Here is a 24,824-nt window from a genome sequence, read left to right as displayed (position 1 = left end):
ATTTGGCGAGAGTCCTTTGGTGCGACCAGCCTACTTTTTGGGCTTGTTCGCCTTGGCTTTAGGTGCTTTGGGCGGGAGCTCTGCCGCATGGGCGAAAGCACGTGCCACCCACGGCTCAGCCTGTGCAGCATCGCGGTTCCATGCTTCGGGCAAGCCGACGTAGCCGCCCATGGGTCGGTCCTCCGGCCCGAAGGGTTGGGTGTCTTCTTCAGCTTCCAGCATGGCCTTGTCAGCTTCGGAAAGGCGGACGCCGATGGTGGGGCCGAACAAGCCGGCGAACATGTTGCCGTTCACGAACGCACCCAGGTTGCCGAACATCGGTTTGACGACTACATCCGGGTGATCAGGCAGTACAGAGCGGAAGCGTTCCTTATCTTCCTCCGAGGGCTTAGGCATCTGCATCGATTTGTCCTCCTGGTCCTGAGTCATGGGTGAGGAACTATGCGTGCAGCATACGGCGGGTGCGGGTGGTTGGTCATCACTGGGGCTGGCTGGCTTGGAGAGATCCGTTCACCTGCCTTAACTGGGTCTCTTCTTTTCCTCCTTCGTCTATGCAGGCTTAGGGGGCGCATCGGGACGGAATACCCTCCACAAAGCCCGGAACTCAAGGCAACTATCCACTAAGACTTTTCGGTGGAATAATGTGTCCAGCGTTCTTCCAAGATCGGGTGGCGTCAGAGTGACTGGACCCCAGGAAGCGCCGCCTGTTCGCGCGCGCAAAACTCTATCTAGCTTAAAGCGAGCACCCCAGGTATCTCGCTTTCCTTCTCCCCGGCGCCGAAACGAAGGTAGGGTCCCATGGGCCAGCCTTCGGGGCTGGGTCTTGGTTGTCTTGCCACCCACAACGCTGGTCACGGCCTTGGCATTCTGGTTCGGCTATAACTACACGGCAACCCGGACCTACTACCTTGGCGTCGACGCAAACATGCTGGGTTATTCGACGATCGAATATTTGCTGCGTAGCGGCGAACCCGTCATTGTTCCAATTGCCGTTCTCTTGGCTGTCGGCTTAGTAGTCCTGACATTGCATGCCCTGGTCGCGCAGCTGCTGAGGAGGACGAAGCATTCACGGGCCATGCAAGCCACCTTCATAGTCCTCATCGCGCTGGGGGTTTTTGCGCAGGTGTTGGCCATTCGAGGCATGTTTGTTTCGCTTGGAGGTTACTACTTGCTTCCGCCGATTCTTCTGGGCTGTGGGGCCGCTTTGGCAGGCTATTCGTTCCATATGCTCCGGGCGGACTTCGATTCGAAATCCTCGCGGGTCACTAGGCCAGAGGTGCCCGACTGGGAGCGGGCAGGGTATGTCATTGTGACCCTGCTGGTCATACTGAGCCTCTTCTGGGGAATGACTCTGTATGCGGGGGCTCTCGGTACCGGGAGAGCGCAGGCCTTGGAAAACAATCTGGCGGCACGGCCGGGGGTCAAAATCTACAGCAAACAGTCACTGGCTCTTCGGCATCCTGCCATCGTTGAGACGAAGCTGGAAACACTGGACTCGGACTACCGATTTGAGTACTCAGGACTTCGCCTACTGGTTTACTCCGCAGGTAAGTACTTTCTGCTACCTGACAATTGGACCCACGAGTCGGGAACAACATTCGTCCTTCAGGACAGCTCAGATATTCGCATCGAATTCACGCCGGGAAAATCATGAAAACCTATTGGCAGTGCACGTTTCTCTTGTTGACTCTAGGCCTCGCGTCGAGCTCGTGTAGTGTCCCGCCTCTACCGGAAGTGCAAAGCTCGGGAAGCTCATTTACTTCTTCTTCTGCGTCGACTTCCTCCACATCCACGTCATCGGCCGGGTCAAGTGGCGGAAGCACGGAGGCAAGCTCCGCGTCCTCTACGAACCAAACAGGTAGTTCCAACTCGAGTGCCGCAACCACCAGCTCCGGTCCACCCGTGGAATCCAACGCGGTCATACTGACTGGAACCGGACTAATGCCTTCTGGACCTGTTGGGCCTTCATTGACGAACTACCTGGTAGCTAATTCCTCCGTTCAGGAGCTGACTGTCGTTTCAGTCGAGGTATTGAATGACGTGGGTACGTCCTTCTCGCTTGGGAGCACGAGCTGCCTGAACTTCCTCCTCCCGCCGTCGACGGGAGGCGTCTGCGCAGCGATGGTGCTCGATGACGGTCAAGCGACTACCGACCGGGGCCGATTAGTGGTGGTTATGAGTGACAACACGTTCAAGGTCGCCAATCTAGTAGGAAATGGTAGGAGGTCGGGCTCAAGCCAATCGTCATCCTCGGCAACAGCGACGTCCAGTACTGGGCCCACGACCCCGACTACAACCCCGCCTAAAACTATCGCTCCGACGGCTACAGCGACCTCGGGGCAGGTGGCGCGTTGACGTTTAGTCGCTCCAGCGCCCACTCCCAGGCAATCAGCTCCTGTTCCAAGCGGACCCTGTCGCCATAAGTCCCGGCCTGAAGTCCCTGATACACGAGGGCTTCGTTAGGCGTCAGGCGTGTCAACGCAGCACGCGACGGCGACGCCTCCACGCTCCACGCGTCCCGGTGGGCCAGGAGAGTCTCTTCGTCCATGAGCACGCTCGACACGTGCGGGTGCACGGATCGGAGCTGGTCCAAGATGCGGAAGCCGTGAGTATCCAAGTCACCCCAGTAGAGAACCTGACAGGACTGCAACCAGGCAGCGTCCCTCAACGATGAGAAACCGTAGCCCTTCCCGAAGATGGCGAGTGTTCCGGCCCGCTCTTGCAAAGCAAGGAAGTTCACGAGGTTCTCCGTGATGATCACATGGGTGACTGGGAGCCGGAGTGATTCAAAGGCCGAGGCCGTGACCGTAATGTCCCGCGCGTCACCCAGCAGCGGTATGGACGGGTCCAGTAGCCGGAAACGCACCTGCTCCGGTTGATGAAGGAAGCCGTGGCGTTCGGCGAAACGAGCTGCGGGAGTGCGGGCTATCGGCGTGCCAAGCACAGAGTCGTCAAGGCCCGGGTCTGCAGCACCTGAATCGTCGTCCGAGGGCAAGGTTCCTGCCAGGGCCGGCCTCAGCGCCTCCACCATCTCGTCAATAGTCCTGCGGTGCGCCTCGATGAATTTGGTGTGCACGCCAGGCAGACGCAACTGCCTCACATAAACGGCGGGGGAGGGGTGATCCCTAAGCCAAAGTGCCACCCGGGCAGCGAGCAAAGCGTCTTGACCTAGAACCAGCAACTGCTTCGGACGTCTCGCGGCCCAAGCTTGGAGCGCCGGGTCCAAGCCGCCCAGCTCGGCGGCCAAAGACAGGAACTGCTTCGTTTCCCGCTGCTTACCGGCGAACTCAATCTCGTCCTCCACAGAAGCAAACACGGCCACAGCGGGAAGGCGGTTTGAACCGATAGTGGTGCGTCCGACGTCGACGGTTTCCAAACTGAACGGACCCTCTGCGGCGAAGAGCCTGGCTGCCCATTCGCGCGCGGCCGCGTAGTCACCGCGCAGTTCGGTAGCCGATGGGCGCTTCAACACCCGGCGGCGTGGATAAACTCCGCTTGGATCAAGAGCTTCCCGCAGCAGCTGCCCGCGATCCCACACAGCTGCCGACAGCGCTCGCAAGTCAGCCAACGAGGTCCACCGGGAAGCAGCTGACTTACCCGGCACGCCGCTCCCGTTCCTCACGGTACTCAGTGATGGTCATGTTCCGAAGTTGGGAATCGTTGCCGTTGGTGTTTGCAACAAAGCCCACGTGTGCCACAAACGGCTCGATGACGTTGATCTTCTGCAACGGAGTGACGATCAGCAGTTGGAGCTTCATGCGTTGGAACAGCTCCATGCCGTACCGTGCGGACTCGTCGGAGCCTCGACCGAAAGCCTCGTCGATCACCACGAACCGGAAACTCCGGCCCTTCCCGGAACCGCCTCCCCGCGCAGCTCCCTTCCCGGCCGCGAGCCCAAACTGGAATGCCAACGCCGCCGCCAGGATGGTGTACGCGAGCTTTTCCTTCTGTCCACCGGACTTGCCGCCCGAATCCGTGAAGTGCTCGAATTCCTCGCCGGTCTCCGTCCACCTTTCGGAAGCTGAAAAGGTAAACCAGTTCCGCACGTCAGTGACTTTGGCCGTCCAGCGCTCGTCAAGACTGGTGAAGCCTTCGCGACCCCGAAAGCGTTCGATCAGACGTTCAACCTGCAGATACTTCTGCTCCGAGTACTGCTCGTCGTCGCCAATGGTGCCCTCGGAGCAAGCACGTAAGTCAATGCCGAACTGCCTCACATCAAGATCTGACGAGCTCTGGTGTTCCAGTTGGATATGACGGCCCGGGTTGTATTGGATCTCCGAAAGCGACTGGTTGATCTCGTTGATGCGGTTCACAATGTCCTGCCGCCGGCTGTCCAGGAACGCATTGAACGCAACCACCTCGTGGATGGTGTTCTGCGTCAGCGAGTCCTTGAACCGTGCCTCGAACCTGGGCAGATCATCACGCTCCAGCTGCTCAAGCAAACGATTGAACTCCTCCGCGGACTCCAACGTCGCGTCGATGTCCGTGGTCTCGTTGGGGTATTTATGGCGGAAATCAGACATAAGCCGGATCGTGGTGGCACCCGCCGTCGCGATACGTTTCGTCAGAGCATCGATCCTTGCCGTCAAGCTCGACCGGACAGAGCTCTCGGCGGCGCCGGTGTTGCGGTACGTCAGGGCTTTATCACCCAACGCCTCGGCGGTGAGCTGCGCTACGGCGGCCAGCACATCGCCGTCGTCCGTCAGTGGTTGTTCGACGAGAGTCAGGCGGCATTCCTCGATAGCCGCAGCGATTTCCCGGGCAGCATTCTCATTGCCGCCGAGCCTCTGCTGAACCTTGTCCGAGCGCTCCTGCAATCGCTCAATGCGGCCGGACACCTCCAATTCCTTAACAGTCAGCTGCTGCAACACACTGCTGGCCGACTGAAGCTCGAGCTTTTCATCCTTGAGCTCCTGAACCCTGCGGGCGGTCAGCTGCCAGGCGATGTCGGAAAACTCAGCCACGGAGCCGACGTTGCCCAGCAATTGCCGTAACCGGCCCATGTCACCGAGCCCGGCGTCCACCTTCGCCAACTGGGTGCCGACGCTGCGATGCTTGCCATCGATGTGGTCACGCTCGGCCCTGATGCGGACGATCTTGTCGTGGTTGTCCCAGCCGAGCACGAAGGTGCGCCGGTCCATGAGGCCCTTGCGGTCGTCCTTCTCATGCCGCCCCCGCGCGCCCTTTATCTGACCATTGATCGTCAGGGCCTTGGGATACCGGCGGAACTCATCCATGGTGTCGCAGCACATGTAATCGAACCGTGCGCTGAGCTCGTCCAACAGGAAATCCCGGAACGGCGTGCCCTGCTTGATCGCGATCTTCGCCCCTAATGTCCCAGGTGCGGGCGGACGCGATGAATAGGAGTCACCCACCTTCCGGTACACCAGTCGGCCTTTGAGATTGTTGGCATCCACCCACGAGCTAACAGCCGCGTAGTGTTCCGTTGACACCAGCAGGGACAGCGCAAAGCTCCGCAGCGTGCGTTCGGCAGCACCCTCCCACTCGGCCTCGCCTTCGCGGACCCGCAGCAGCTCCGCCGCGTAGGGGAGCGCGGACTCGGCAATGCCAGTGCCGTCACAGATACGACGCCGGAGCTCAAGTTGCGGACGTTCGAGCAAGGTGGGGCGGGAGCCAAGGCTGGCAAGCTCGGCGTCCAGATCGTCCCGTCGGGCGGCTAGCTCGTTGAGCTCTGAATGCAACGCCGTGCGCTGCTCCTGCAGTTTGGCCGCCTTGGACGCGAGGTTTCCCTCCACCTCGCCCAGCCGGGACCGGTTCGCGTCAAAGAGCACTCGGTCTTCGGGGGCATTCAGTCCAAGCTCGACGGCGGCAGCCGCGTAATCCTCGAAACGGTTGCGTTGCTTCTTCGCCGACTCCTCAAGTCGGGAGACCTCCGCGTCAATCGCGGCGAGCCTGCCACCGCCGTTTGTACGGATGTCCTCCTGGACGATCGCGAGCTCGTGCCGGAGCCTGGCCACGTCCGAGGCCAGCTGGGCGCTGTCTTCGCGAAGCTTCTGACCAGTCCGCTCCAGCTCCTCCTTATGTTCGAGGCTTAACGTAAGTTGCTGGTCAATGAACCAGGGATGCAGCTGGTCGCGTTGCCTGCGGGCCTGGTTTTCTTCGGAACTGAGCTTCCGGTGGGTGGCGGCGCCATCGCGGATCGGTTTCAAAAGCTCGATCTGGTCTTTTGCCCGGACCACAGCCTCGTGCGCTTTCTTCAGATCGTCAAAATGGCTGATCAGCTTGTTGATCCGTGTCTGGACGTCATCGTCTTCCAGCATGTTGGTGCGCACGAAGTGGGTGATGTTCTCCACCTGCTTCATGGAAACAGTGCGGTGGAACAGCTCCATCGCCTGGTTGCCGCTGATGCCAAAGTGGCGCTTGAAAGCTGCAGCATAGGGATCGAAAGTGTCGTGGACAGCGACGCCCGCGGCGCGGAGCTTCTTCTTCAACTTGGCGGGGTCCTGCCCGAAGTTGGAGAAGTCATCCGCGATCGATTGCTCGCCCTCGGCAAGGGAATAGAAGCGTGTGGGCTGGCCGGCCTCCTGCATGGTCCAGAGGGTGATGCCCAGCGTGATGGTCTTGTCCATGACGGCGTTATGGAAGACCCCAAGGACAACAGTGAGCGTGCCGGGCGCTCGCAAAGCAACCGGCTTCGAGTACTCGCCGCCCGTACTGCGCGTGCTCTTATGGAAGCCCCTCACATAAGACATCAGGGTCCGTTCACGCTTCTGAGCCCCTGCCGCCTTGTTGTACTCGATCCGGTTGGCAGGAAGCAGGAGAGTGGTGATTGCATCCACTACGGTCGACTTTCCCGAGCCGATGTCGCCCGTCAGAAGGCTGTTGGCCCCGTCCAAACGGAACGTGCGCACACCGCCGTGGAACGTGCCCCAGTTGAGCAGCTCCAAACGGTGGAGTCGGAACCCGGGCGGAAGGCCGCCGTCGTTCGCTTGCTCGTCGGAGGGTTCCTCGGAGGGTTCCTCGAGGGAGAAGAGGCTGTCCTGAACGTCAGTGCTCATGGTTATTTGCTTCCGGTGAGTGATTCACGGTAGTCGGCCAGCCGCGCGTCGAACTCTTCCAGCCACTGAGCATCAACGTATGCCTTCAAGATGCGCGCTACCTCGTAAGTCCCCGTTTCGCCGCGGAGCTTCCTCAAGAAGCCGAGCTCCACCACCTTCTTGATGTTGGTGCCTAGCCGGTCCAGAATCCTGGCCTCGTTGCTGGACTCGGGCAGGAACACTGCCACCATGTCCTTTAGCTCCTCTTCGGTCATGATCAACCGGAGTTCACTGCTGTTGGTATCGAACTCCAACAACCGTTTCCTGAGTAAAACAAGCAGCAAGCTCACATCGAAAGTAAGCTGCCTGCGGGGAATGAGCCGCGGGAGCGTGCCCTCGGGATCCTCCCGGGACCTCAGAAAGGCGTAGCCCTCGGATTCGTCTAGAATCAGGTTCAGCCCCAGCACTGCCACATAATCGCGCACCTGGGACGTCAAGGCGAGCAGCGATTGCCAGACCTTCTCATCCGTCTCCGCGTAGACCACACCCTTGAACAGTTTGGTCACGATTCCCGGCAACTCTTCCGGGCTGGACGTTTCGCTTGCAGTATTCATGCCGGCCTCACAAAAATGATCTGATCGATGACTGCTTCCCGGACGCTGCCATCCTCCAAAGTCCAATGGAGGCGCTGCGTAGTTTCGGGGTTGATGCTGGCCCAGTCCGACTCCGCAGCGAGCTGGTAGTACGCCACAATCTCCGCGAGCCCTTGGGACAACGGATGGGCCGCCGTGATGTCCGCCAGCGTCGCCTGGCTCTCCTCCTCGAGGACACTTTCGATATTGAATTTCAGGCGCTCACGGTCCACATGAAACTGACTGAACAGCGCGCTCGCATCCAGGTCCTGATCATCCGCGGTAACAACATCATCCATCACCATCACGCGGCTGCCCGGCTCGTAAAGAGGCCGCTCGAACGGTAAGGCGACGTCCACGGAGGACGCTTCAATCTCCATGGCAAAGTTCGACGGCGGCTGGTCCCGTTGGTCCAGCGCGTTCGCCTCGATGCTTCGGATAAGTTGCATGATGCGTTTGTTCTCGAGGAAGACTTTGTCGTCCAAGAGGCGTCTCATCTGTTGTGAGAGCTGTCTAACCGTGGCCTGAGTTTGCTCCACTGCGGGTAGCCAATCCTGGTGGAGGTTGGTGATGGTGTGGAGGTTATCCATCCGGGCCAACGCCTCGATCTGGGTAGCCCTGTGGAGGAGGTCGTTGAGTTCTCTCCTTAGCTGCGGAGACATGAGGTAGTCCCAGAAACCCTGGAAAGTGCGGCCTTGGAGCGAGCTTCCGATGTCTTGCTGGTTGGCGAAGATCGAGTCCAGGAGTTCTCCTTGGCTGCCGTCCCACGTAGCAATCTGCTCACGGACCTGTCTGTCCAGTTTCCGGAAGTTCTGCTCGACTTCGCGGAAGTCGGAGAGCAGGTCCTTTGCCAGGGTGGTGAGCTGTTGAAAGTGGTCCAGGGCCTCCGGTGCAGTCATGACTTTGAGGTCTCCCTCACGAATCCGCTGCATCTCGGCATCAATCTGGTCCCGTTGCTGTTGAAGTTCAGCCAATCGCACGTCCGGGTCTGTCTCTGACTGCTGTACGAGGGTCTTCAACACGGCAAAGATGCTTGTCAGCCTCGATTGGGTGGCCACGAACTCGCGGCCTTTGAGGCTCTCAACCCACCGCACCACGTCTTCAGCCGCCGGTGTGAGGTCGTAATGCGGCTCGTCTTCGCCTTGGACGTAGTACTTTCGCAACCAAGCGCGCTCAGACGCCGCCCAGTCATCCAGGTACTCCGAGGCGTTGCGCGGAAACTTCTCCTCCCCATAGGTCTCCCGCACGCCGAACAAGACGTCGTCCAGAACGTCGATCAGTTGTTGGCGCCCGACGTTCCGCTGATTGGGGTCCGTGAAGGCGGATATGAAGAAGTGCAGGGCGAGGGGCGCGTTTTGGGCTCGAAGCAATGCCCAGCCTGGATGCTTTTCGCGCAGCGCGTTGATCGCGTAGTAGTCCATCTGGCCCTTCAACAGTTGGTCCTTCTTGCCTTGGACAGGGTTCCTGTTTCAAAGGCTAAGCCAGATCCCTGACAGTTTCTTCTTGCTCTAACCCCCATCGGATTGATTAATCTGCTCCAGCACTAGCTATCCCCGCAGAAGTCTGTAGACTTGACGGTGTTGTTGTGTTTGGCATTTCGTAGTTCAGGCAGTCCCCGCGGTCCTTTGGATCGCGGTCTACTGAAGTAACGGTGGAGAACACCCCACACCCGGAGACCCGAAAGTCGGGAACAATCTCCACCTTCAGTAAGGACTGAAATTATGGCTACAGGTACCGTCAAGTGGTTTAACGCTGAAAAGGGCTTCGGCTTCATCTCCCCGGAAGATGGCAGCCAGGACGTTTTCGCTCACTACTCCGCAATCAATTCCTCGGGCTACCGCTCCCTCGAAGAGAACCAGAAGGTTTCCTTCGACGTCGAGCAGGGCCCCAAGGGTCCCCAGGCAGTGAACATCCAGGCTATCTAGTCTTCGGATAACTCAAAAGCAGGGCCGGTCTCATGACCGGCCCTGCTTTTTGTCGTGCCCTTCGTATATATGTACTACTGGGTCGGGTGCCCATAGAACACATATCCACATAGCGAATTACACCCATGTAATTTGCTTCCGGAGGCCCATAACGTTGAGTTCAACAGGCCGATACGCAAGGGGTACCGATGATCTGCCCGACCATGAACCAGACCCAACTCCAACCACAGTTGCACCACCTAGAGGATTCGAACCACCACCTAATTCGCAGGAAACAGGCCGCTTTTCCGGTCCAATCGGCCTGTGCAGGGCCCTTTTGGACCCCTAGTCCCGATTTTCGGCTTTAGTCTCCGGGGTGAGCCACATGCCGGTGATGGTGGGAAACAGAAGGTTGGATCGGGTGTTCGATACAGAAGTTCAGCGCATCCTCGATTACGTGGGGCATGGCATCGGCGTGCGCATCGTAGGTGCCCCGGGCAGCGGCAAAACAACGGTTGCCTCCAGCGCGGTGTTCAACCTGGAGAAGACCGGGTTCACCATTCACGCGGTCACCGGACTGAGGACCCACCGGGCCATCCCGTACGCCGCCGTCAAAGGCCTCGGCATGGAGATGCGGCCTGGCCGCAGCGGAGTGCTGGACCTGGCGGACGTTCTTGCCAGCCAGCTCGCCAAAGCCGGCAAACATCTGTTGCTCGTGGACGACCTTCACTTGCTGGACAATGAGTCATTGGCTGTCCTGGAAGCGGTCAGGCAACAGTCGGCCGCGCCGATGATCGCCACAGTACCGGAAACGCACGCTTTCACCCGTGGACAATTGGCAGTTCTCAATCAAGGCCGTGAGGCTGTCCTCCAACTGGATCCGCTGCATTACGAGCAGGTCCACGCGCTCGTAGCACGCGTGCTGGGCGGTCCTGCTGACATTGATACCACTGCCAGAATCCTCACCAAATCGGGCGGCAACCCGCGGCTCGTCGTACGGATCGCGGAAACGGCTTCCCTGAGCAACCTCCTTGTCCGGCGCGATGGAACATGGCAGATGTCCGGCACATCCCTGTGGAACGACCACCTCCGTGGGACCGTCGAGGCTCTTTTGGCAGAGCTTCCGCCGGAGGACGTCACCGCCCTGCACAGCATGGCTATCCTCGGAACTGCCCGGATTGATGTCCTGCAGAAGATCGTCTCCGCGGACGCCTTGGACAGCCTTGAACGCCAGGGATTCCTCTCCATCATGGATGACCACCACAACGGCACCATCGCAGCCATCAGCCCACCGATGATCGTGGACTATTTCCGGGGCAGACGCACTCTCCGCGATCGGCACATGTTGAGAAGCAAAATCGCCGGCATGCTCGACTCCACACCACAGATACCCGGTATCGAAGCCACCACGGCGGACTGCCTCCCTCGGGTGCTTTCGGCGTTGCGTTCGGAACGCGGCAACGATGACGCCGTCACGGCCAGACACTTCCACGAGCACAGTGCCGTCCGCGAACGGTCGCGCTTCGAACGCTGGGAGCTCAACAAGACGGCCGCCAACGCAGCTGCCCTGCTGCGCGTTTACTGGGGAGCCCCGGTGGACCCGCTACGGGCCGCGCGCGTCGTCAACGAAACATCAACGCACGACGCCGATCCCGCCGACCTGCTCTTCCTCACCATCACGAAGGCGCTCCTTGCGATGCCGGCAGGCGGCCTGAGCTCCGCCGTCGAGGTTTTGCTGCAGTTTGCCGAAGCGCATCCGGCGCACAAAGCAGAAGCCGAAGCGGCCATCCAGTTCCTCAGTGCCTCCCACGGGCGGGTGCCGCCGCCGGATGCGGGAAGTTCGCCGGATGGAAGTTCCGAGGAGAAGCCCGGAACGCTCGCAGTCCTGACCCGCGCGCTATTGGAGCTGTACAGGTGCAAGCCACTCGAAGCACTCCGAATTGTTGATGAAGCAGAGGATGACGAACTCTTCCCACACCTGCGGCCATTCATCAAAGGCTTCGGACTGTTCGCAGTGGGCAGGGTGGATGAATCGCTGGTCTTCGCGCTCGATTGGCGCGCCGAGGCCCGGAAGAACCTGGACCAGTTTGGCGTGGTGACCAGCAGCTACGTCGCCGCCCACGGGTTGCTGTACAGCGGACACTTCGACGAGGCGGAATACCTTATGAGCAGCGTCTTTGCCATGGGGCGACCGGGCTTCGTGGTGGACATTCTCTATGACGCCATGCTCCGCCTCGCCGGCCTGCGGCAGGCGACCACCACAACCACGGCCACAGTGTCCATTGCCGCGCAGGCGCGGGCGGGAGTGCCCGACGTCGGGCCGTTGCCTGGGGTGGGCAAGGGCGTTTACGTGCTCATTGCCAAGGAGAACCAAAAGCCCGCCGGCTTCGATCGGCAAGCCAGCAGGCTCATCAAGCAGCAGTTGAGGAGCGGCTACACTCTGGAAGCGATGATGGCCGCGATGCTGTTCACCTGCCTCGTCCCCGGGCGTCCGGTGTTGGACCTGCTGCAGCGGATAGTCCGGGAAAGCGGAGTCACCGTCCACGAGCAGTTCACCGCCATCGCCTCTGCCGTGGTGGAGGCAGACCATCAGCTTCTTGGCCTTCTCCTGAAGCATTACGAGCCGGACACGGACGTGTACCAAATCGGCATGCTCCTGAGGAGTGCCCTCAAACGACGCGTGGTGGAAGGGGACAATGCCGCAGCCGAAGCGTTGGCCAAGGCATCGTCATCCTTTGCCGCCAGATTCCCCAGTGCCAACGAACAGCTGGCATTCAACACGTTCGAGGCCAGCTCGCTGACTGAACGGGAGATCGAGGTGGCAGCGCTTGCCGGCTACCTGTCCAACGTGGAGATCGGGGAGAGGCTCAGGATCAGTGCACGGACGGTGGAAAACCACATCTCCAATGCCCTCCGGAAGACGGGAGCCTCGTCAAGGACAAGTTTGTTCATCCTGGTGGGTAATACATTTCCGCCCAAGTGATCCTCGATAGGCTGGCTGGGTGAACAACCCTCCCGCCCTGGCCCGCAGACTCGGTACATTCGACGCTTCCCTCATTGGCCTCGGTTCCATGATCGGAGCCGGAGTCTTCGCGGCCTTCACGCCCGCAGCCGCAGCGGCCGGATCAGGTTTGCTGGTGGGGTTGGTTGTGGCCGCGTTCGTGGCCTTCTGCAACGCGACGTCGTCAGCCCAGCTGGCTGCCGCCTATCCCACATCCGGTGGCACGTACGTCTACGGCCGCGAGCGGCTCGGACCATGGCCGGGTTTCCTGGCAGGCTGGGGATTCGTCATCGGCAAGACCGCCAGCGCCGCGGCCATGGCAATGACCTTTGCCGCCTACGCCGCGCCTCCCGGTTGGGAGCGACCGGTGGCGATTGCCGCCGTCGTGATTCTCACGGCTGTGAACTATCACGGGGTGACGCGGACAGCGGGCCTGACCCGGATCCTTGTCATTGCCGTGTTGGCTGCCTTGGCGGTGGCAGTTGCGGCGTGCTGGGGCGGGTCCGGGCCGGCGCTCGACAACGTGCTGGGCGAAGGGCTGCTGGCGAACGGTTGGTACGGGATACTCCAGTCGGCCGGGCTGCTTTTCTTTGCTTTCGCCGGGTACGCGAGGATCGCGACCATGGGCGAGGAAGTCATGGAGCCGCGGCGGACCATCCCCCAGGCCATCATTATTGCGCTGGGCATCACCGTTGTTGTCTACGCCGTGATCGCCGTGACCTTGCTTTCAGCACTGGGGCCCGACGGCGTGGCCGGTAACCCGACGCCGTTGGCGGCCGCCGTCGAGAGCGGGACCTTGGCGTGGGCCTCGCCGGTGGTGCGCGTCGGGGCTGCCGTTGCCTCGCTCGGCGCGTTGTTGGCACTCATTGCCGGCTTGGGGCGAACGAGTCTTGCCATGGCACGCGAGCACGATCTTCCGCACGCCCTCGCCGCCGTTCATCCCCGTTACAAGGTTCCCCACCGGGCCGAACTCACCATCGCCGTCGTGATCTGCCTGGTCATAGTCGTGGCGGATCTTCGAGGGGCCATCGGGTTCTCGTCGTTCGGGGTGCTGCTGTATTACCTGGTGGCTAACATTGCCGCGTTTACGCAGCCCGACGCGGACCGACGGTATCCGAAGGTGCTGCAGGTTTTGGGTGCGGCTGCGTGCGTCGCGCTGGTTGCTACGCTGCCGCCGCTGTCTGTGGCGCTGGGCGTGGCCATGTTCGTCGTCGGCATCGTGTACCGGATGGTGCGGCTGCGGACTCGATAGGTGGGGCACGGCTCCACCATGGGGTTAGGAACGATGGAGCCGTGCTTTGTGCTCCCTACGCCTGGAACGGATGGGGGTTCCCGCCGGACACCGGGTCTCCCGTTCCGGAAGCACACTCCGAGAGTACGGGCAGATTTTGGGCCTAGGTGTCGGTTTTGTTTTTCTAGGTGGTGGAAGAGGGCTATTCCGGACCCTTTCAGGTGCTTTCGCTTCCCGCGGTCCAAAATTTAGGTGGTCAGAGCGGCTCTCTAGGTGGTGGGGGCTCGTGTTGGCCGCCTGATCGGACCCGGCTGGCAGAATGGCCGTATGACTGACACCCGGGTACCCGCCGTCAAATTGCGCATCACCATCAGCGAAACTGAGCCGGCTATCTGGCGGCAGTTGATAGTCCCGGAGAGCGCAACCCTTGCCGATCTGCACGAGGCGATCCAGGCGGTGTTCGGCTGGAACAACGCACATCTCTACATCTTTTACGGAACGGAGCCCGGGGGAAAGCGGCGAGCCATTGGGATGCTCGACGACGACTCACCGGAAGGTACAGAATCCTCGGCAGAAGTTGGGCTGGTTGAGTTGTTCAACCCGTCCTCGCCCGGTAAGTCGGCGTTCGAGTACGAATACGACTTCGGTGACAGCTGGACTCACCAGATAGATGTCATCGGGGCAGCAGAGCTACCGGCCGATACCGTGCTCTGCACTGGCGGCGCGATGCGCGGGCCGGTGGAAGACTCCGGCGGTGTGCACGGATACGCCAACGTAGTCCGCGTCATAGGAGATCCGAACCATCCTGAACATCGGAATGCCGTTTCCTGGTTCGAAACGGTGACCGGGGAGAAGGCCACCGGGTTCGACCCATCCGCCTTTGACCTGGAGGGCGTGAATACGGCGCTGGATCGACTTGCGCGCAGGCTTTGGGCGAAGCCACCCACGCCGGAAGATAGGAACGAGGTCCTTGCACCCCTCCTCTGGCTTTTGCGGGAAGCCGATCCGGACGGGCTGGACCTCACATCGGCAGGATGGCTTAAACCGGCGATCATCAAGCGGATGATGACTGAACTCAACTGGGACGACGATTGGTTCGGGTCCGGCCGCAACGAGGTCAACATTCCCCATGTCATGGACCTCCGGGAACAGCTGCAACGGTGGAAGCTGCTGCGGAAGAGCAAGAACAAGTTGCTGCTCACTCCTCTGGGCCGTCGTGTGGTGCAGGACCCCGCGGCGCTCTGGGAATTCGTGGTGGACCGGCTCGCGTCCCCGGACACACCTGCGGACGATGTGGTGATGAGGCTCCTTGTTCATTGGGAGCTCACTGGAACAAAACCAGACTGGAGGACGATCGACGAGGTGGTCTGCTCCGAGCTTACTTTCCGCGGCTTTGTCATGAAGGACGGCAACGGCGGCATCCCGTTGGACCTGGCCCGCGATCTCTATTTGGACGTACGGCGGCCCCTTGGCCTGTTGGCTCTTTGGGGCTCCCGCATGTGGAAAGGCCCAGAGCCGAAGCTATCCGACGCCGGCATCAAGTTCTTGCTGGACGTGCAGCGACGCTTGGACGCCAGCCACCGCTGACGTGGCTGAATCGGCAAGGATTCTGCTTGACCCGATTCACCGCCCAACGTGCTCATCGTCCCCACGGCTTCAACGCTCGTCCCGACGGTTGGCCGGCTGCCTTCGAACAGATGCCCTCAAAGGGAAGAGTAGGTAAACAGCAGGTTCTCCTTTTTGTCACAGGCCGGCGATAGACTCACGGTCTACGGACGCGCTGGGGCGTTCCTGATGCTGGGGGTCTTTTCAATGAGTGCAGTCGGGGCTGGATTACGCGCGCTTAGTCACGGACGACGGCGGCGCCCAGCGGCGGTGCGGTCTGTCGCCGTCGGGCTTGGGCTGGCGCTGGTTGGTTCGCTAGGGCTGGTAGGTTCGCCGGCCATCGCGGACGCGGTTACTGACGTAGTTCCCGTCGGCACTAAGCCATCAGCAGTGGCCGTGAACTCCGTGACCGGCAAGGCCTATGTAGCCACGGACTATGGTGTTTCCGTGCTGGACGGTGTGGAGTCAGCGGGGATTCTGTACCAGGGAGACCGACCCATAGACGTTGCCGTGAATGAGGCAACGAACAAGATCTACGTCAGTGAGACCGACGGGTCAGTTGCGGTGGTGGACGGCGTTTCCCGAGCAGTTGCATCCGTGCCTGTTGGCTCGTCGCCGGGTGTTGTCGCGGTCAATCCGGTGACGAACAAGATCTACGTTGGCGTGAAAAGCGGGGTGACCATCATTGATGGTTCCACCTTGGCTACGTCGTCAGTGTCGCTCTCGGGGGGAGCGCAGGACATCGTCGTAAACCCGGCCACCGGCAAGGTGTACGTCCTGTCCGGCGGAACAATCCAGGTTCTGGGACCTGGCGGAACGGTAACTGCCTCCGTCAACATCGGAGCCGGCGGCATTTTGGCGCTCGCGGTAAACCCCGGGACGAACAAGATCTACTTCACAACTCTGGGCCGCTATGGTGCCGGGGTTCGCGTGATCGACGGCGCTACAGACACGGTGACGGATACCATCCCTTCGGCCAACTTGGTCGGTCAGCTTGCCGTGAATCCGGTGACGAACACGGTCTACGTGGCTGGTGACAGCACCTCGATCGATGGCTTTGTTCAAGTCATTGATGGCGCGACGAAGAAGCAGGTCGCCCAGCTCCGGACTGCATCGCGCATTCGGGACATCGTGCTTAACCCGGCCAATAACAAGGCGTACGCGAGCCTGTCCGGCAGGGGAGTGATGGTGGTGGACGGCGACACGCTTCGGATGAGTTCGGTCTTTACGGGCCAGGAGCCCATTGACGCTGCCGTGAACGCAGCCACGGGTCAGGTGTATGTGGCTAACAACAACAGTTCGTCGGTGTCCATCATCGATCCTGACGTCACCGCTCCGGTGAAGAACGACTTCAATGGCGACGCGCACTCGGACGTCCTGGCCCGGGATGCTGCCGGAGCGCTTTGGCTGTATCCGGGCAACGGATCCGGTGGGTGGCTTCCCCGTGCGCAAGTGGGCGTGGGCTGGAACGTGATGACGGTCTTGGTATCGCCGGGTGACTTCAACGGTGACGCTCTGCCCGACGTCCTGGCTCGTGACAGTGCCGGGGTGCTTTGGCTGTATCCGGGCAATGGGTCCGGTGGTTGGCTTCCGCGGGTTGCTGTTGGCCAGGGATGGAACGCCATGACCGAGATTGTCGGCATCGGTTCGTTCTACGGTGGCGGTTTCGCTGACGTTGCAGCGCGGGACGCTAGCGGGACTTTGTGGCTTTACCGGGGAGACGGCCGTGGCGGCTGGCTCCCGCGGATGTGGATTGGGTCAGGTTGGAACGGCATGTCCGAGCTCACTGGCGTAGCGGACTTCAACGGCGACGGCGTCACTGACCTCGCTGCCCGCGACAGCTCCGGCGCTCTGTGGCTCTACCCGCCGAACGGCATCGGTGGATGGCTTCCACGACAGACGATCGGCCAGGGCTGGAACGTCATGAACTCCCTGGTCGGAGCCGGGGATTTCGACGGCGACGGACGGGCCGACGTCCTTGCCCGCAACGCTGCGGGTGAGCTGTGGCTGTACTCCGGCGCCGGAGGAACGGCGTGGCCGTCAGCCAGCCGGGTGGGCACGGGGTGGAACGGAATGACGGCGATTCTGTAAGACGAACATTGTCTCAATGATTCGAGGAATTGAGACACGACTATTAGGACGACGAATGCCCCGGCAAGAGTTGGATACTTGAGACCACTACCCGATGTGGGTTTAGTGACGAAGAACCAATTTCTCGCCGGGGCATTCCTATGTCTTGCTGAGGGAGCCTACTTTACGGCTACGAATACCTTGTCGCTTAACATGCCTGCTCGAATTGCAAGAACGCCGTCTCCGGCTGTCGCGCTCGGAACTTCAAAGGCATCGTTGCCAGTGGCTGTGCCACCCTTGTACAGCGTGCTCAAGTTGTTGATGGAATCGGGTGCCACGACCATCTTTTCGGTCCCGTCCACCGTTGTGCCATCTGCGGTTACGTAATCAACTGAGACGAACATGGGGGTCTGGCCGTTAGGGTCGTCCCCTTTATAAGTGACGGAGTAATTAACCAGAATATACTCCGACCCCGCAGCGGGCGGGTCGTTGAACGAGTTAGCAGCTACCACGGCGTCGGTAGCGGCGAGCGTCACCGAGTTGACTACCACGCGCCATTCGTCAGACTCGATGACCGAGCCGATTGGGTATGGATTCTCTCGGGTTCCAGCACCGGCGTTTGTGTTGGTTTGAGCGCCTGTGGTGGCTCCCGCCTCGTTGGAAGGCGCCACCACAGTGGTATCTCCGCTGCCGAAGGCGTTGTCAAAGGAGGTAGCGACCACCGCGGTGAAGACGATGAACCCTACGATGGTGCCCACAACGGAGGTGATGAGGGCCGCGATTCCCATCCATTTGGCTTTGTCTTTGAGGAAAAGGGAGACGATAGCCAGGATGAAGGCGATGGGAAGCAGGACCCAGCCGATTATAAGAGCGCCAGGAACACACGCAAAGATGAATCCCAGCACTGCGGTTATGAGTGCGATCAGTCCAAGAACATTGAGTTGCTTTTTTGGTGCAACAGGCGGCGCCGGCATTGTATATGCAGGGGCATTACCGGCCTGCTGATAGGGCGGTTGATAAGGGTGGGGCGAGGGATGCTGAGCGCCGTCCCCCGGGAGCTCTGGAGTTGTCATGGCATAACTATGACAGAGCACAACGTTTCCAGGGTTTTTAGACACGAAGCCCCAACATCCCGGCATATTTATGACACCCCGGAGAGTTTATTCTTTTGTGGTATTGACTGAACTCCAGCGCATTTAGTCCCCGCCGCGCGCCTTCTTTAGATCCGCCCGCAGCCCTTTGTTGTCAGCACGCAGCTCGCGGTTGTCTTCCGAGAGCCCACGGTTGTCTTCCACCAATCCGCGGTTCTCTTCCTCGAGTTCCAGCACCAGCTTCACGCCGGCCAGGTTCAGTCCCTCATCAAGGAGCGCCCCGATCCGCCGCAGCGTCTTCAGGTTCCGTTCGCTGTAGCGCCGGGTGCCGCCGTCGGTCCTTTCCGGCGTGAGAAGGCCCTTGCGCTCATACAGCCGCAGGTTCTGATGCCCTGTGCCCACCAGCTGGGCCGCTACGGAGATGGCATAGACACCTTGGTCGTCCCGCGAACCCGGCGCGCCGTCCGGTGCGGAACCCCCGCCCGAAGTGCCCCCGGCACCCGGCCCACCGCCGTCGTACTCCTTGGAAGGCCCCTGTAAACCAGCCATCAAGTTCACTCCAAAAAATCTCTTGAGAAACCACTTGCACCACTCTCATGCGAGTGCTATAAAAAATCTATACCAACCACCACAGATCTGGAAGGTTGGAACCACAACAGAATCGCATCAAGATTTGAAGGAGTGAGAACCACAATGCTGATGCGCACTGACCCGTTCCGCGAATTCGACAGGCTCGCACAACAGGTTTTTGGCACAACAGCACGCCCGGCCGGCATGCCGATGGATGCATGGCAAGAGGGTGAAGAATTCATCGTCGCTCTCGACCTGCCTGGTGTAAGCCCCGAGTCGATTGAGCTGGACGTCGAACGCAACGTCCTGACCGTCAAGGCCGAACGAAAGTCACTCGCCGGCGAGGATACCGAGATGCTCGCGGCTGAACGCCCCCAAGGCGTCTTCAGCCGGCAGCTCATTCTCGGTGACACCCTGGACACCGACGGCGTCAAGGCCAGCTACGACGCCGGCGTCCTGACGCTCCGTATCCCGGTCGCCGAGAAGGCTAAGCCGCGGCGCATCGAGATCTCGGCCAACGGACAACAGCGCCAAGAGATCAACGCATAATCGAACCCGCTCCGCCGGGGCCTCCCCGGGGGTGGCCACCGACGGAGCGCGCAAGCGGGAGCATCAGACCGGCCGCATCGGAAAAATGGGCGCAGGCTTCGCGCCACGCCATAGCGCTTGTTGCGCAGCGGAAACACGGCCCCCGACGTTGCCTCCCGAAAGGATGGCCCCCGTCCGAACTGCGAAGTTCGCCCGGGGGCCATCGCCCAGTCCACAGCAACTTCACGGGAACCGGCCTTGGGGAACAGCCAGCCTGACTACTACGCGATCCTCGGTGTCGAGCCGACAGCATCGGCCCGCGAGATCACCCGCGCCTACCGTTCGTTGCTGCGCCGGCACCACCCGGACACTCGGCAGGCGGACCACGACGGCGGGGCCTCCGAAGCTTCCAACCTCCACCGCTTGCACGCGATTATGCAGGCGTTCGTCGTGCTGTCTGACCCGGTGCGGAGAGCCGAGTACGACCGCACCCGTTCCGGGTCGCCCCGAATCGGCGCCGGGACACCCGTCAACGTCCGCATCCACCGCACGACGGCGGCAACGGAACCACATGCTGCGGGGGAGGACTTCAGGCGTGCTCCGTCTGGAAGCGGCCCCGACCGCAGTGAGCCCCTGATCTTCGGACCCACCCGATGGTCACCCCTTCGCGGCCACCCAACACCAAGGAGACGTACATGAGTGCTTGGCGTTCGTACGATAGCCACCTGATCCCAGCGTTCTACGAGCGCTTCGAGCAACGCTGGGGGAAGGGAACCGCACCATTCCTGGACCCCGAGGTCCACGAGCAGCCCATGCCTCGCGCGCAGTGGATCAACGTGGACACTGGAGCTGCGGTGGCGGTGGTCCCGATCTGGACGGAGGACCCCCAGCACCGCTCCTTCGGAGTCTTCTATCTGCCGCCCTCCGGGGACATTTGGATCCTCCGCCCCGGGCCTACCACGTTCGTTGAGCCCGTTGCCGGCGCTTCACGGGAGCAGGTGTCCCTGCGAAACGATGCGTTCAAGAAGGCCGTGAACCACGCGAAGGAGTTCATCTACGGGCCCCAGCCGTGAGCCAGACCCGCCCAAGGGTGAGATCCCGGCACTTACCGTGCGTCTAAGTGCCGAGAGCTCACCCCTCGCGACGCCCCAAAAGGCAAAAAGAAGGCTGGTGCAACCTGGAGAGTATCCGTAGGTGGTTGCACCAGCTGCTAGTACGACGTTCTGTTATTAGTTGTGACACTTATTCATTGGCCGCTCCTAGTTCCCGGCTTCGACTTTCCGGGCCTTCTGAAGTCTGTGACGCCATCTCCAATTTTACGGCCCTAACGCCCAAATTGCACGGAAAATGGGGGTCCCGCCGAGTGCCTGCCGGGGGAGCGGGGAGCCCCGTGGCACGATAGATCACGATGAAACTGCGCGCTGATCAGACCGGAAACCGTGGCCTCCCGATGCCCCTTTGGCTGCAGGGTGGTCTGGAAGCGGGGCAGGCAGCCATCCTCTCGGCCATCGTTGTGGTGCTTCCCCTGGTGGGAGTGTGGGCCACGGATGGATTCCAAAACCGGAACGTCGATGCTTTGGCTCGCCTGGCCGGGCAAGCCTGGCTCCTGATCCACGGAGTGCCCCTTCATCTGGCGCAGGTGAACCTCGGGACCGCGGCCCAGCCGGGTTCGGGAATGCTGTCCCTGATCCCGCTCGGCCTGACGCTCATTCCTTTTCTTCTGGCATGGCGTGCCGGCCGCAGGCTTGCCCGCGCCTCCTATACCGACCAGCTCTGGCAGGCGTTCCTTGGCGCGTCCGTGGTTTATGCCGCCTTCGGGACCGCGACGGGCTTCGTGTGCCGCACCCCGGACGTGGTCATTAACCTGTGGTTGGCGATGACCATCCCGTTGATTTCCTTCGGCCTGGGCATGGTGCTCGGGGCCCGGCGTGAGGCGGGTTCGTGGAGCCGCCTCATCGGCGTCGACGCCGTCGCGTGGCTGGCCAAGACCAGCCAGCATTCACGCTGGGCAGGTTCGTACGTCGGCTCTGCGTTGAAGGCCGGATTCGTCGCCACCATGGCCGCAGTCTCCCTGGCAGCCCTGCTCCTGGCGGTAGACATCGTGTGGCACTGGACGGACATCATCGCCGTCTACGAAGGACTGAAAGCCGGTGCCCTGGGCGGCGCCGTATTGACCATTGCGCAGCTCGGGTTCCTGCCGAACCTGGTGATCTTCACTCTCGCGTGGTCCTCCGGCGCGGGTTTCTCGCTCGGCGTGGGCTCCACCGCCGGACCTTTGGGATCCGCAGTCGGACCCCTGCCTGCTGTACCCATTTTTGGCGCGCTTCCCGCGGGCCAGCTCGACCTCGGCGGCATGGCCCTCGCCCTCCCCGTGGTGGCCGGCATCCTGGCCGGCTGGTGGTTCCTCCGTGAGGGCGAGAACCACTTTGACGAGTGGCTGTCCATCAAGATCAAAGCCCGGTGGTTCACGGCGGCCGCTTCAACCCTTTTCCTTGGTGCGTTCATCGGCGTTGTGGCGGGCGCGCTCAGCGGTGCGCTGGCGTGGATCGCCCGCGGCTCGGCCGGGATTGGCCGGCTCACGGAAATCGGCCCCAACCCGCTGTGGACGGCAGTCTGGGTGGCAGCCGAGGTGGGTATCGGCGTCGTGATCGGTTACGCAGTGGGGCCGTGGCTGGAACGCAGCCAGAAGCTGCGCGAAGCGAACCTGGACGAACCAGCGCTCGACGACGAACACGCCTAAGCCGCCCGGCGTCCGCTCAGCGGAAGGAGGCTAGCGCAACGCGCCCGGCATCGACTTTTCCAACTCGGACAAGCACTGCGACTTCGCGGTCTCCGTCAGCGCCGACCGCGTGCAGTCCTGGTACGTTGTGACCTGCTTGAAGAACAGGGCAGTAGTCAGGATCAGCAGGCACATGATCGCCGAGACAACCAATCCGGAAATCGTCCCGAACAACACCAACTTGGAATGCTTGTACTTCACGGCACGGACCAGGACGACGATCCCCAGGACAATGCCGGCGAGGGTCAGGATGGCACTGAGCCACACATAATTGACGTTCAGCGAAAACACGAAGAACGATCCCAAAGTCGACAACAGGAACGCCCGGAACAGGATCTGCGTCACGCCAAGAGCGGATTTTTGCGCCTCGGTGCCCGGCTGCGGGCTCGGCCGGGGACCGACGTCGGGATTCATGTTTTCCAGCCTACGCGAGCCGCCCATAAGCTAGTGCAATGCGCATTGTTGTCCTCGTGTCCGGTACTGGCTCCAACCTCCAGGCTGTCATCGACGCCGTGAAGTCAGGTGAACTGGATGTGGAGATCGCTGCCGTCGGCGCGGACCGCCCTGACACATACGGCGTGGAACGCTCCGACGAGGCCGGGATCGAGACGTTCGTAGTGAACTTCAACTCCTTCGAAACCCGGGAGGAGTGGGACACTGCGCTGCGCGACAAGGTCCTTTCCTACAAGCCGGACGTCGTGGTGTCGTCGGGCTTCATGCGCATTGTGAGTGCCGACTTCATCGACGCCTTCGACGGCAAATACGTCAACACCCACCCAGCGCTGCTGCCGTCCTTCCCGGGCGCCCACGGGGTCCGCGACGCCATGGCTTACGGCGTGAAGGTCACCGGCTGCACCGTGCACTGGGCCGACGCCGGGGTGGATACGGGCCCGATCATTGCGCAGGAGGCCGTGGTGATCCAGCCGGACGACACCGAGGAAACCCTGCACGAACGCATCAAGGTAGTGGAACGCCGCCTCCTGGTGCAGACCCTGGCAGACCTGGCCGCCGCCCCTTCCCCCAACTAGGGAAAGAAGGGAGTCCTACGACAGCTCGCGCTGCTTCGTCTCCGGGGCGAAGAATGCCATCCACAACACGGACAGCAGGACAAGCCCGCCGGCGAGGGCGAAGGACGTCGCCAAGCCGAACTCCGGCCAGAAGTAGGAGGCAAACACGAGCGGGCCGAAGCCGGCGCCGATCCGGGAGAACGTCGACGCCCAGCCGAAGCCGGACCCACGGAGTTCAGTGGGATACAGCTCGGACACGTAGGCGTACAGGACGGGAATGGCCACCTGGACCATGAACCCGAACACCAGCAGCCAGGCCACCGCGGCCGAGGGCACGTCCACCACGAACGCCACGATCACCAGCGTCACGGCGGACAACGGACCAGTGATGGCCAGGATCCACTTGCGGCCCACACGCTCCACCAGGAGCGCCGCGACAATAACGCCCAAAAGCCCGACGGCGGCCATCCCCGCCGTGGTTACGAAGGCTTTGTACTCCTCGAACCCGGCGCCGATGAGGATTCGCGGCATCCACGTGAGGGACAGGTAATAGACCAGCAGCACGGAGAAGAACAACGCCCACGCAGCCGTAGTGACCTTCCAATTGAACGCCCAGATGTTTCGGAGTTGGAGCCACGCGCTGCCGGGGGAGAGCCGCGGCGCATCCTTTGGTTCGGGCAAGCTATAGGCACGCGGCGTGGCACCGGTTGCTTCCACGAGGCCGTCGATCACCGCAGCCGCTTCAACGCGACGACCCTTCCTGATCAGGAACAGGGGCGATTCGGGAACGGACCGCCGCACCCAGAACACCAACAGGGCAGGGATCACCATGATGACCATCGTCAGCCGCCAGTCGGCAAAGGCCGCCACCAGGCCGGCGGAGACGAATCCGCACAGGGCCGCGCCCACGGGCCACCAACCGTCCATGGCAGTGAGGACTTTGCCCCGCTGTTTTCGGGGTGTGAATTCCCCTACCAAGGCATAGTCCACCGGGATGCAGCCGCCCAGGCCGAAACCGGCCATGAACCGGAAAATGCAGAACCACACGATGTCCGGCGCCAAGGCACCCAGCACCGTGAAGAGGCTGAAGATCAGGAGCGTGGCAGTGAAGGCCTTCTTCCGCCCGATCGTGTCCGCAATGGTGCCCCACGCGAACGCGCCCACGGCCATGCCGATCAGGTTCGACGTGCCGATCCACGCGGCGTCGGCCGGTTGCAGGGACCAATGTTTGGACAGCAGGGGAATGAGGATGCCGTTGAGCGTCACATCCCAGGCGTCGAACATGAAGCCGAGGCCGCCAATGAGGAAGATCTTGCCCTGGACCTTCCACCGCCAAGGCAGTTCCTGCACCACTTGTTCGCCGCTGGGCACGGTCGTGTACGTATTCATGAGGCCTCCTGCATGCAAC

Annotated in this window: 20 protein-coding genes; 11 read left to right on the top strand and 9 right to left on the bottom strand. The window is 61.5% G+C overall.

Going from position 1 to position 24,824, the window contains the following annotated elements:
• Positions 1-30: 30 nt before the first annotated feature.
• Complete coding sequence (locus tag HMI59_RS15710) at positions 31-402, bottom strand: TfoX/Sxy family protein (RefSeq protein WP_193593788.1); 372 nt, start codon at positions 400-402, stop codon at positions 31-33.
• A 457-nt stretch (positions 403-859) separates the two neighbouring features.
• Between HMI59_RS15710 and HMI59_RS15705 the strand changes: the two genes are divergently transcribed.
• Positions 860-1,654: a hypothetical protein gene (locus HMI59_RS15705; RefSeq protein ID WP_193591814.1), complete on the top strand. Its 795-nt coding sequence runs from the start codon at positions 860-862 to the stop codon at positions 1,652-1,654.
• Positions 1,655-2,323: 669 nt separating this feature from the next.
• Here HMI59_RS15705 and HMI59_RS15700 read toward each other — a convergent pair.
• The 4 genes from HMI59_RS15700 to HMI59_RS15685 are packed head-to-tail and all read right to left on the bottom strand — an operon-like array spanning position 2,324 to position 9,063.
• Positions 2,324-3,604 (bottom strand): Wadjet anti-phage system protein JetD domain-containing protein, encoded by a 1,281-nt coding sequence (locus HMI59_RS15700; RefSeq protein WP_227471409.1) that lies wholly within the window; start codon positions 3,602-3,604, stop codon positions 2,324-2,326.
• Positions 3,594-7,019 (bottom strand): ATP-binding protein, encoded by a 3,426-nt coding sequence (locus HMI59_RS15695; protein WP_193591812.1) that lies wholly within the window; start codon positions 7,017-7,019, stop codon positions 3,594-3,596. Before HMI59_RS15695 ends, HMI59_RS15700 begins: the two co-directional genes overlap by 11 nt.
• Positions 7,020-7,021: 2 nt before the next feature.
• Positions 7,022-7,612 carry a DUF4194 domain-containing protein gene (locus HMI59_RS15690; protein WP_021472670.1) on the bottom strand — a complete coding sequence of 197 codons (591 nt, stop codon included), beginning with the start codon at positions 7,610-7,612 and terminating at the stop codon, positions 7,022-7,024.
• Complete coding sequence (locus tag HMI59_RS15685) at positions 7,609-9,063, bottom strand: DUF3375 domain-containing protein (protein WP_166187220.1); 1,455 nt, start codon at positions 9,061-9,063, stop codon at positions 7,609-7,611. Before HMI59_RS15685 ends, HMI59_RS15690 begins: the two co-directional genes overlap by 4 nt.
• 288 nt (positions 9,064-9,351) lie before the next feature.
• On the opposite strand from HMI59_RS15685, the gene HMI59_RS15680 reads away from it, so the two are divergent.
• From HMI59_RS15680 to HMI59_RS15660, 5 genes are all read left to right on the top strand, one after another.
• Positions 9,352-9,555: a cold-shock protein gene (locus HMI59_RS15680; protein ID WP_021472668.1), complete on the top strand. Its 204-nt coding sequence runs from the start codon at positions 9,352-9,354 to the stop codon at positions 9,553-9,555.
• Positions 9,556-9,955: 400 nt separating this feature from the next.
• Entirely contained in the window at positions 9,956-12,517 is a 2,562-nt protein-coding gene (locus HMI59_RS15675) for a helix-turn-helix transcriptional regulator (RefSeq protein ID WP_227471408.1), read from the top strand.
• A gap of 19 nt (positions 12,518-12,536) precedes the next feature.
• The gene (locus HMI59_RS15670) at positions 12,537-13,787 is read left to right on the top strand and encodes an APC family permease (RefSeq protein ID WP_193591811.1); all 1,251 of its coding nucleotides are present in this window, start codon (positions 12,537-12,539) and stop codon (positions 13,785-13,787) included.
• A gap of 306 nt (positions 13,788-14,093) precedes the next feature.
• Positions 14,094-15,353: a plasmid pRiA4b ORF-3 family protein gene (locus HMI59_RS15665; RefSeq protein WP_193591810.1), complete on the top strand. Its 1,260-nt coding sequence runs from the start codon at positions 14,094-14,096 to the stop codon at positions 15,351-15,353.
• Positions 15,354-15,641: 288 nt separating this feature from the next.
• Positions 15,642-17,462, top strand: coding sequence for an FG-GAP-like repeat-containing protein (locus HMI59_RS15660; protein WP_193591809.1), 1,821 nt, complete (start codon positions 15,642-15,644; stop codon positions 17,460-17,462).
• A gap of 158 nt (positions 17,463-17,620) precedes the next feature.
• Here the strand turns inward: HMI59_RS15660 and HMI59_RS15655 are convergent, their stop codons facing one another.
• Together HMI59_RS15655 and HMI59_RS15650 are read right to left on the bottom strand one after the other, a co-directional pair.
• Positions 17,621-18,514, bottom strand: a complete 894-nt coding sequence (locus HMI59_RS15655) for a hypothetical protein (RefSeq protein ID WP_227471407.1) — start codon at positions 18,512-18,514, stop codon at positions 17,621-17,623.
• A gap of 123 nt (positions 18,515-18,637) precedes the next feature.
• Complete coding sequence (locus HMI59_RS15650; RefSeq protein ID WP_193591808.1) at positions 18,638-19,081, bottom strand: MerR family transcriptional regulator; 444 nt, start codon at positions 19,079-19,081, stop codon at positions 18,638-18,640.
• A 144-nt stretch (positions 19,082-19,225) separates the two neighbouring features.
• Between HMI59_RS15650 and HMI59_RS15645 the strand changes: the two genes are divergently transcribed.
• The 4 genes from HMI59_RS15645 (at position 19,226) to HMI59_RS15630 (ending at position 22,370) form a co-directional block, all read left to right on the top strand.
• Entirely contained in the window at positions 19,226-19,651 is a 426-nt protein-coding gene (locus tag HMI59_RS15645) for an Hsp20/alpha crystallin family protein (RefSeq protein WP_021474099.1), read from the top strand.
• A gap of 237 nt (positions 19,652-19,888) precedes the next feature.
• Positions 19,889-20,329, top strand: coding sequence for a J domain-containing protein (locus HMI59_RS15640; RefSeq protein ID WP_166187229.1), 441 nt, complete (start codon positions 19,889-19,891; stop codon positions 20,327-20,329).
• Complete coding sequence (locus HMI59_RS15635) at positions 20,326-20,703, top strand: hypothetical protein (protein ID WP_166187231.1); 378 nt, start codon at positions 20,326-20,328, stop codon at positions 20,701-20,703. Before HMI59_RS15640 ends, HMI59_RS15635 begins: the two co-directional genes overlap by 4 nt.
• Before the next feature lie 335 nt (positions 20,704-21,038).
• A complete protein-coding gene (locus HMI59_RS15630) occupies positions 21,039-22,370 on the top strand; it encodes a DUF6350 family protein (protein WP_193591807.1) in 1,332 nt (443 codons plus the stop codon).
• Between the two features lie 30 nt (positions 22,371-22,400).
• On the opposite strand, the gene HMI59_RS15625 is transcribed toward HMI59_RS15630, so the two are convergent.
• Positions 22,401-22,850: a hypothetical protein gene (locus HMI59_RS15625; RefSeq protein ID WP_193591805.1), complete on the bottom strand. Its 450-nt coding sequence runs from the start codon at positions 22,848-22,850 to the stop codon at positions 22,401-22,403.
• An 11-nt stretch (positions 22,851-22,861) separates the two neighbouring features.
• Here HMI59_RS15625 and purN point away from each other — a divergent pair, with 11 nt between their 5' ends.
• Positions 22,862-23,437, top strand: a complete 576-nt coding sequence (gene purN / locus HMI59_RS15620; RefSeq protein ID WP_166187238.1) for a phosphoribosylglycinamide formyltransferase — start codon at positions 22,862-22,864, stop codon at positions 23,435-23,437.
• A gap of 15 nt (positions 23,438-23,452) precedes the next feature.
• Here the strand turns inward: purN and HMI59_RS15615 are convergent, their stop codons facing one another.
• Positions 23,453-24,805 carry an MFS transporter gene (locus HMI59_RS15615; RefSeq protein WP_193591804.1) on the bottom strand — a complete coding sequence of 451 codons (1,353 nt, stop codon included), beginning with the start codon at positions 24,803-24,805 and terminating at the stop codon, positions 23,453-23,455.
• Positions 24,806-24,824 lie beyond the last annotated feature (19 nt).

Source organism: Paenarthrobacter sp. YJN-5 (assembly GCF_015040095.1).
GTDB lineage: Bacteria > Actinomycetota > Actinomycetes > Actinomycetales > Micrococcaceae > Arthrobacter > Arthrobacter ureafaciens.
The sequence above is the reverse complement of the archived record's forward strand: the minus strand, read 5'-3'. Positions and strand labels throughout refer to the sequence as shown.

Excerpts from the sequence above, each read along its gene's own strand:
- HMI59_RS15710 (WP_193593788.1), bottom strand. The coding sequence starts at position 402 with ATGCAGATGCCTAAGCCCTCGGAGGAAGATAAGGAACGCTTCCGCTCT.
- HMI59_RS15695 (WP_193591812.1), bottom strand. The coding sequence starts at position 7,019 with ATGAGCACTGACGTTCAGGACAGCCTCTTCTCCCTCGAGGAACCCTCC.
- HMI59_RS15690 (WP_021472670.1), bottom strand. The coding sequence starts at position 7,612 with ATGAATACTGCAAGCGAAACGTCCAGCCCGGAAGAGTTGCCGGGAATC.
- HMI59_RS15680 (WP_021472668.1), top strand. The coding sequence starts at position 9,352 with ATGGCTACAGGTACCGTCAAGTGGTTTAACGCTGAAAAGGGCTTCGGC.
- HMI59_RS15665 (WP_193591810.1), top strand. The coding sequence starts at position 14,094 with ATGACTGACACCCGGGTACCCGCCGTCAAATTGCGCATCACCATCAGC.
- HMI59_RS15655 (WP_227471407.1), bottom strand. The coding sequence starts at position 18,514 with ATGACAACTCCAGAGCTCCCGGGGGACGGCGCTCAGCATCCCTCGCCC.
- HMI59_RS15650 (WP_193591808.1), bottom strand. The coding sequence starts at position 19,081 with ATGGCTGGTTTACAGGGGCCTTCCAAGGAGTACGACGGCGGTGGGCCG.
- HMI59_RS15645 (WP_021474099.1), top strand. The coding sequence starts at position 19,226 with ATGCTGATGCGCACTGACCCGTTCCGCGAATTCGACAGGCTCGCACAA.
- HMI59_RS15635 (WP_166187231.1), top strand. The coding sequence starts at position 20,326 with ATGAGTGCTTGGCGTTCGTACGATAGCCACCTGATCCCAGCGTTCTAC.
- HMI59_RS15630 (WP_193591807.1), top strand. The coding sequence starts at position 21,039 with ATGAAACTGCGCGCTGATCAGACCGGAAACCGTGGCCTCCCGATGCCC.
- HMI59_RS15625 (WP_193591805.1), bottom strand. The coding sequence starts at position 22,850 with ATGGGCGGCTCGCGTAGGCTGGAAAACATGAATCCCGACGTCGGTCCC.
- purN (WP_166187238.1), top strand. The coding sequence starts at position 22,862 with ATGCGCATTGTTGTCCTCGTGTCCGGTACTGGCTCCAACCTCCAGGCT.
- HMI59_RS15615 (WP_193591804.1), bottom strand. The coding sequence starts at position 24,805 with ATGAATACGTACACGACCGTGCCCAGCGGCGAACAAGTGGTGCAGGAA.